1 protein-coding gene is annotated in these 908 nt (G+C 52.6%); it reads left to right on the plus strand.

The annotated features are described in order from the left end of the window. Window positions 1-252: 252 nt before the first annotated feature. On the plus strand, window positions 253-714 hold the full coding sequence (locus DP116_RS28340; protein ID WP_169158263.1) for a helix-turn-helix domain-containing protein: 462 nt from the start codon (window positions 253-255) through the stop codon (window positions 712-714). The last annotated feature ends 194 nt before the right edge of the window (window positions 715-908 follow it).

Genomic DNA, 908 nt, shown 5'->3' on the forward strand with positions numbered 1-908 from the left:
ATAATTAATTACACAATGTCATTGCGAATGGAGCGAAGCGAAATGAAGCAATCGCAAGGGCTGGGATTGCTTCGCTTCGCTCGCAATGACTGTAAATATTTGTGTTCATCTACTTATTGCCTGTTGCCTTGTTTGCTGGTAACTGATAACTGATAACTGATAACTGATTCTTTGCGCCCATTTCGACTGTTGCGTCCATTTCGCGTGTGTGCTATGGTAAACGAAGAATTTGTGTCTCGGTAAAGAGCCTCTATGACCCGACACCTTGTCAACCCGCTTGTTCCTACCCCCGAAGCCGCCGTGCTGGCAGAGGAGGCGCTGAATACGCTCGGGAATTTCCTTGAGAATCCGCCAGAGCATGTCACGCTTTCCCTGGTCGAGCCGGAGCTTGGCGGTGCGACTATCACGATGCCGGGGGCGGTCTTTCGGCTCCTCGTGGACGTCTTGAAGCATGTAAAGGACGGGCATCCCATCACCATACTCCCGACCCAGGCAGAGCTTACGACGCAACAGGCGGCTGATATACTGGACGTGTCTCGTCCTTATCTGGTGAAACTTCTGGACGAAGGAAAGATTCCGAGCCGTAAAGTTGGCGTGTATCGACGGGTTCTTGCCGCTGATGTGCTTCGCTACAAGCAGACCACCGACCGACTCCGGCATGAGGCGCTCGACGAGCTTGTCAAAGAAGGACAAGACCTCGGGATGGGATATTGACTGAGATGTTGGTCGGCGTCGCGGTCCTGGACGCTTGCGTCCTCTACCCCGCACCGTTACGAGACCTGTTCATGCGTCTTGCGACGACTGGGCTATTTCACGCACGCTGGACTATCGAGATCCACGAAGAAGAGTCAGAAGTGCGATTCGTTGTTAACTGAATCACGGTAATCAGCCCGTACATAAGTTAACCA

Origin of the sequence: Brasilonema bromeliae SPC951 (assembly GCF_012912135.1) — a bacterium.
Lineage (GTDB): Bacteria > Cyanobacteriota > Cyanobacteriia > Cyanobacteriales > Nostocaceae > Brasilonema > Brasilonema bromeliae.